The organism is Mycobacterium sp., from assembly GCF_049683935.1.
In the GTDB taxonomy this organism is placed as follows: Bacteria; Actinomycetota; Actinomycetes; order Mycobacteriales; family Mycobacteriaceae; genus Mycobacterium.
Genome location: NZ_JBAUJR010000241.1, coordinates 1 through 6859, shown reverse-complemented (window position 1 = coordinate 6859; position 6859 = coordinate 1). Strand labels below are relative to the sequence as shown.

The window sequence follows — 6859 nt, the reverse complement described above, 5'->3', positions numbered from 1 at the left end:
GCGTCGCGGACCGCCGCGCCGCCTGCCGCCTCGGCCCGGGCCATCGCGCCGCGGGCGAGCACCACCAGTTTCTGGTCTTCGGGACTCAGCTCGGTCACTCGCGCTCTTCTCCGTCGTCGTCGGCATCCGGTTCGGCAGGGCTCACCAGGACGGTGCCGATCCGGACTCGGCCCCGCGGGTCGGGACCACCCTCTGCGCGCAACCGCAGACCGTCCCACATCACCTCGGCGCCGGGCAGCGGAACACGCCCGAGTTCGAGCGCGACCAGCCCGCCGACGGTGTCGACGTCGAGGTTCTCGTCGAACTCCACGTCGTAGAGTTCGCTGAGGTCTTCGATGGGCAACCGGGCCGACACCCGGTAGGACTTGTCCCCAAGATCTTCGATGGGGGCGACCTCGTCGGTGTCGTACTCGTCGGCGATCTCGCCGACGATCTCCTCGAGCACGTCCTCGATCGTCACCAGGCCTGCGATCGCGCCGTACTCGTCGACGAGCAGCACCATGTGGACCCGGTCGAGCTGCATCTCCCGCAGCAGTGCGTCGAGCGGCTTGGAGTCGGGGACGAACGCCGCCTTGCGCATCACGTCGGACACGGCGGTGTCGCGGCCGCCGTTGGTCGAGTTGTAGGTGCGCTGCACAAGATCTTTGAGATAGACCACACCGACGACGTCGTCGACGTTCTCCCCGATCACCGGGATGCGCGAATGACCGCTGCGCACCGCCAGAGAGGTGGCCTGGCCCGCGGTCTTGTCGCTCTCGATCCACACCATCTCGGTGCGGGGCACCATCACCTCCCGCGCCGGGGTGTCGCCGAGCTCGAACACCGACTGGATCATCCGGCGTTCGTCGTCGGCCACCACGCCCCGCTGCTGAGCCAGGTCGACGACCTCCCGCAGCTCGATCTCGGAGGCGAACGGGCCGTTGCGGAAGCCGCGGCCCGGCGTCAGCGCATTACCCAGCAACACCAGTAGTCGGCTCACCGGGAGCAGCAACACCGAGATGGCCTGCAGCGGCAAGGCCGTGAGCAGTGCGATGGTGTAGGCGTTCTGTCGACCGACCGTGCGCGGCCCGACACCGATCGCCACGAAGCTGACCACCACCATGATCACCGCCGCGGCGAACAGCCCCCACGTCACACCGAGGCCGCCGTCCAGGTAGGCCGCCAGCAGCACCGTCGCGCTCACCTCGCAGGTGATGCGAAGCAGCACAATGAGATTGATGAAACGCGCCCGCTCGCCCATCACCCGGGACAGCCGAACCGCACCGGGTCGTTCGTCCCGGACGAGTTCCTCGACGCGCGCCATCGACACCGTGCTCAAGGCCGCATCGATCGCCGCGAACAGCCCTCCGAAGGCAACCAGCACGATGGCGCTGATCAGCTGACCGACGGGGCTCACGGTTCGTCGAACAGTCGCGACTTGTCCACCAGCCGGCGATCCTTCTCGATCTGCCTGTCCTGGTAGTAGGACTCGACCTGATCGGCCACCCACTCCTCGAGCAGTTGGCGCTGCAGCGCGAACATCTCTTTTTCCTCGTCGGGTTCGGCGTGGTCATAGCCCAGCAGGTGCAGCACGCCGTGCACGGTGAGCAGCGCCAGTTCCTGACCGAGCGTGTGCCCGGCGTCGGCGGCCTGCTTGGCAGCGAACTCCGGACACAGCACGATGTCGCCGAGCATCGACGGGCCTGGCTCGGGAGCGTCCGGCCTGCCGCCGGGCTCCAGTTCGTCCATCGGAAAGCTCATGACGTCTGTCGGACCGGGCAGATCCATCCACCGCATGTGCAGGTCGGCCATCGCGGCCGTGTCGAGCAGCACCATCGACAGTTCGGCGGCCGGATTGACGTCCATCTTGCGAATGACGAACTGGGCGACGCTGATCAGTTCCTGTTCGGACACGTCGATGCCCGACTCGTTGGCAACCTCGATGCTCATGAGTCGGCCGCTACCGCCTCGGTCTGCCGGTGTTCGTCGAGCGGCGTTGCGCCCGGTTCATCAGCGTCGGCTCCTCGGATTTGGCGTATGCGTCCACGATCTCGGCCACCAGGCGATGCCGGACCACGTCGGCGCTGGTGAGCTCAGCGAAGTGGATGTCATCGATCCCGTCGAGAATGCGCATCGCCGCACGCAACCCGGAGGCGGCGCCACCGGGCAGGTCGACCTGCGTGATATCGCCTGTCACAACGATTTTCGCGCCGAAGCCGAGCCGGGTGAGGAACATCTTCATCTGCTCGGCGGTGGTGTTCTGCGCCTCGTCGAGGATGATGAACGCGTCATTGAGGGTGCGGCCACGCATGAAAGCCAGCGGCGCAACCTCGATCACGCCGGCGCTCATCAACTTCGGGATCAACTCCGGATCCATCATGTCGTGCAGCGCGTCGTAGAGCGGGCGCAGGTACGGATCGATCTTCTCGTACAGCGTGCCGGGCAGAAAGCCAAGGCTCTCACCGGCTTCCACCGCCGGGCGGGTCAGGATGATTCGGCTCACCTGCTTGGTCTGAAGCGCACTGACGGCCTTGGCCATCGCCAGGTAGGTCTTTCCGGTGCCGGCCGGGCCGATGCCGAACACGATGGTGTGCGCGTCGATCGCGTCGACGTAGCGCTTCTGGTTCAGCGTCTTGGGCCTGATCGTCTTGCCGCGACGCGACAGGATGTCCAGCGTCAGCACTTCTGCCGGGGACTCCTCGACAGTGCCCGTCAGCATCGCCACACTGCGGCGCACCGCGTCCGGTTTCAGCGCCTGACCGCTGGCGACGACCTCGATCAACTCCGAGATCGCCCGCTCGGCCAGAGCGACGTCGGCGGGGTCACCCGACAGCGTGATCGCGTTCCCGCGGGCATGGATGTCGGCGGACAGGATGCGCTCCAGAGCGCGGAGGTTCTCGTCGGAGGAACCGAGGAGGCCCACGACGAGGTCGGGCGGAACGGTGATGCTGCTGCGGACCGGCGTACCGGGTGCGTCCGAGGCGGCGTTCGACTCGCGGGGGCTCACGTGCGGTTTTCTGCCTGCTTCCTCTGTTTCGACTCTCAGATTCCAGCCGGTCTGGCCGAATCGAAACCCCAGTTTAGCGCCGTCGCCCGTCACGTCCCAACGGTTATGACGGCGGCCCCACCGGGATCGGCTGCGTCGTCTCCACCGGCCGCGACGGCGGTGGACGCAGCGGCCGGGTGCGCACCGGCACCGGCCACCAGAACCAGCGGCCCAGCAGGGTGGCGATCGACGGCATCATGAACGCCCGCACGATGAACGTGTCGAACAGCAGCCCCAGACCGATCGTCGTCCCGACCTGGGCCATGATCCGCAGGTCGCTGACCACCATCGACCCCATCGTCAGCGCGAACACCACCCCGGCCACCGTGACGACGCTGCCGGTGCCACCGATGGCCCGGATCATCCCGGTCTTGAGCCCCGCGGGGATCTCCTCTTTGAACCGCGAGACCAGCAGCAGGTTGTAGTCCGACCCGACGGCGATCAGCGCGATGATCGACAGCGCGAGCACCATCCAGTGCAGTTCGATGCCGATGATGTGCTGCCAGATCAGGATCGAGATCCCGAACGACGCACCCAGCGACAACGTGACGGTGCCGACGATGACCAGCGCTGCGACCAGACTGCGCGTCAGCACGAGCATGATCATCAGAACCAGACACATCGCCGAGATCACCGCGATCAGAAGGTCGTAGCTGGATCCGTCGGACATGTCCTTGAACGTCGCCGCGGTGCCACCCAGTTGGATCGTCGCATCTTCGAGGGGGGTCCCCTTGAGTGCTTCGATCGCCGCAATCTTGATCGGCTCGACCCGTTGCAGCGCTTCCTCGGTGGTCGGACTCCCGCGGTGCGCGATGAGCATGCGCACGGTCTTGCCGTCGGGTGAGAAGAAGCTCTCCATGCCGCGCTTGAAGTCCTCGTTCTCGAACACCTCGGGCGGCAGATAGAACGAGTCGTCGTTGCGGGCCGAGTCGAACGCCTTGCCCATCTCGGTGGAGTCGCGGGTCAGTTCGTCCATCTGGTCGTAGAAGCCGCCCATGGTCGCATAGGTCGTCAGCATCATCTGCTGCATGTTCTCCATGGTCTCGATCATCGGCGGGAACGTCGCCAGCATCTGCGGCAGCAGCACCTTCATCTCGGCCATGTTCGTCACCGCTTTGTCGAACGTGTCGGTCATCAGGCTGATGCCGTCCATGGAGTCGAAGATCGATCGGAACGACCAGCAGATCGGGATGTTGTAGCAGTGCGGTTCCCAGTAGAAGTAGTTGCGGATCGGCCGCCACATGTCGTCGAAATCGGCGATCGTGTCCCGGATCTGGTGGACCGTGTCCCGCATCTCCGTCATGTCGTCGATCATCTCGGTGGTGATGGCGGAGAACTTCGTCATCAGCGAGTACATCGTGCGCATCGTGGCGATCGTCGTGCCGATGTCGTCGGCCTGGGTTCGCATGTCGGCGATGCGGTCCTTCATCAGCTTCATGTTCTGTTGCTGGCCGACGCCCTGCATGCTGATCAGGAACGGGATCGAGGTGTGCGCGATCGGTGCCCCGTCCGGACGGCTCGGCGCCTGCACGCGTGCGACGCCCTCGACACCGAACACTCGCTTGGCGAGCCGATCGAGGACCAGGAAGTCCGAGGGGTTGCGCAGATCGCGGTCGGCCTCGACGAGCAGCACCTCGGGGCTCATCCGCGACAGCGAGAAATGCTCGGTCGCCGCCTGCAGGCCGGCGTTTGCCGGGATGGACGCCGGGATGTAGCGGGTGTCGTCGTAGCTGGTCTGGTAGCCGGGCAGGGCGGCCAGTCCGACCAGGGCCAGGGCCAGGGAGGCCACCAGGATGGGACCGGGCCAGCGCACCACCATCGTGCCGATGCGCCGCCACGCACGGATCCGCATGGCGCGCTTGGGTTCCAGCAGCCCGAAACGGCTGCCGAGGGTGATGATCGCGGGCCCGAGCGTCAGCGCGACCGCCACCCCGGCGAGGATCCCGACCGCGCACGGGATGCCCATGCTCTGGAAGTAGGGCATCCGGGTCAGCGACAGGCAGAACATCGCGCCGGCGATCGTCAGACCGGAACCGAGCACGACGTGCGCGGTGCCACCGAACATCTCGTAGTAGGCCTGCTCGTGGTCGGCGCCGGCGGCGCGGGCCTCCTGGTAGCGGCCGACCAGGAAGATCGCATAGTCGGTGCCGGCGGCCACCGCCAGCGAGATCAGCAGGTTCACCGCGAACGTGGACAGCTCGATGACCTGGAAGTGCCCCAGCGCCGCCACCAGCCCGCGGGCCACCGACATCTGGATGAAGACCATCACCAGCAGCAGGATCACCGTCGAGACCGAGCGGTAGAAGAACAACAGCACCACGATGATCACCGCGAAGGTCACCAGCAGGATGCGCAGCATGCTGCTCTCGCCCGCGATGTTCACGTCGGCGGTCAGCGCGGCCGGCCCGGTTAGGTGGATCTGTACGCCGGGCGGGGGCGGCGATCTGTCGACGATGTCGCGGACGGCCGCCACCGATTCGTTGGACTCGGTCTCGCCCATGTTGCCGGCCAGATTCACCGCGACGTAGGCCGCTCTGCCGTCCGAGCTCTGCGCGGCGGCTTCGGTCAGCGGGTCGCCCCACATGTCCTGGATGCTGCGGACGTGGTCGGGGTCGGCCTCGAGCTTGTTGATGAGCTGCTCGTAGTAGGCGTGCGCGTCGTCGCCCAGTGGCTGGTCGCTCTCCAGGACGATCATCGCGATGGAGTCGGAGTCGGACTCCCCGAACAGCCGGCCCATGTCGGACATCGCCTGCATCGACGGGGCGTCACTCGGACTCATCGACACCGCGTTCTGGCTGGCCACCACCTCCAGCTGAGGCACCAGGACGTTGAGCGCGACCACCACCAGCAGCCAGCCGAGCAGGATCGGAACGGCGAGACGGCGAATCCAGCGTGCGATCGCCGAGGGTTCCCGAACGGATCTACCGGTATGGGCGGTCAGGCTCATGCGGACTTCGTGAAGCAGTAGATGTAGGCGGACACGTTGTAGGCGGTGCGCTCGTCCTTGACGACGTCATCAGCCACGATCCGGCAGCCGATGAAATCGCTGTCGCCCTGTGCCACAACATTTCCCACCATCGCCGGAGAGTTGCTCTCGACCACGACCGACCATGGCAGGGTGGCACCGACGATCTGGTTGGGATCACCCTCGGCGTCGATGTAGTTGATGTCTGCGACCGCGCCGGGCGGACCGAAGACCTCGTAGCGAACCCGCTTGGGGTCGGACTTGTTCGATTCCTCGGGGATGTTCCCCGCGTAGGTCGGCAGCTGTTCGGAGCCGAAGATGCCGCGGATCCGCCAGACGGTGAATCCGCCGACGACGACTACGACCACCAAGACGAGCGGGATCCACGCTCGGGTCACACGGGTGAGAATCAGGAGTCCTTCGCCCTCGGGTACATCTTCAGAAGGGAAGGCTAACCTATCTAACGAACGGGGCGGGAGCTACCCCCCGGGGGTGTGGTCACCGCCATCTCGGCGTGAGCACACCCAGCGCGCCGAGAGCCACCGCCGCAGCCGTCGACGTCCGTAAGACCGTCGGCCCCAGCCGCACCGGGAGGGCACCGGCATCGGCCAGCGCGGCGAGTTCGTCGTCGGAGATACCACCTTCGGGTCCGACCACGAGTGTGAGACCGGCGCTGTCCCCGACCGCCACGTCGGCCAGCGGCGTCGTCGCGGACTCGTGCAGGACCAGCACGGTCGACGCCGCCGCGGCGCGCACCCGATCGACGAGTTCCGCGGAGGTGACGACACCGTCGACGGTCGGGACGTACGGACGTCTGGACTGGCGGGCGGCCGCCCGTGCCACCGCGCTCCACCGGCGCAGCCCTTTGT

7 protein-coding genes are annotated in these 6859 nt (G+C 66.5%); all 7 read right to left on the bottom strand.

Annotated features, from left to right (window positions below; translation table 11 throughout):
• Window positions 1–98, bottom strand: a 98-nt coding sequence (locus WA965_RS13885) for a cytidine deaminase-like protein (protein WP_526447651.1), incomplete at its 3' end; no start/stop codon positions are given.
• Window positions 95–1396, bottom strand: coding sequence for a CNNM domain-containing protein (locus WA965_RS13880; RefSeq protein ID WP_526301567.1), 1302 nt, complete (start codon window positions 1394–1396; stop codon window positions 95–97). The genes WA965_RS13880 and WA965_RS13885, both read right to left, overlap by 4 nt.
• The gene (gene ybeY / locus WA965_RS13875; protein ID WP_178359878.1) at window positions 1393–1929 is read right to left on the bottom strand and encodes an rRNA maturation RNase YbeY; all 537 of its coding nucleotides are present in this window, start codon (window positions 1927–1929) and stop codon (window positions 1393–1395) included. The genes WA965_RS13880 and ybeY overlap by 4 nt, the downstream gene beginning before the upstream one ends.
• A gap of 10 nt (window positions 1930–1939) precedes the next feature.
• Window positions 1940–2986 (bottom strand): PhoH family protein, encoded by a 1047-nt coding sequence (locus tag WA965_RS13870; RefSeq protein WP_178359877.1) that lies wholly within the window; start codon window positions 2984–2986, stop codon window positions 1940–1942.
• Between the two features lie 103 nt (window positions 2987–3089).
• Window positions 3090–5972 (bottom strand): MMPL/RND family transporter, encoded by a 2883-nt coding sequence (locus WA965_RS13865; protein WP_526301569.1) that lies wholly within the window; start codon window positions 5970–5972, stop codon window positions 3090–3092.
• Window positions 5969–6388, bottom strand: a complete 420-nt coding sequence (locus WA965_RS13860; protein WP_526301571.1) for an MmpS family transport accessory protein — start codon at window positions 6386–6388, stop codon at window positions 5969–5971. Before WA965_RS13860 ends, WA965_RS13865 begins: the two co-directional genes overlap by 4 nt.
• A gap of 100 nt (window positions 6389–6488) precedes the next feature.
• Window positions 6489–6859: RsmE family RNA methyltransferase (locus WA965_RS13855; RefSeq protein WP_526447649.1), on the bottom strand; the 371-nt coding region annotated here is incomplete at its 5' end.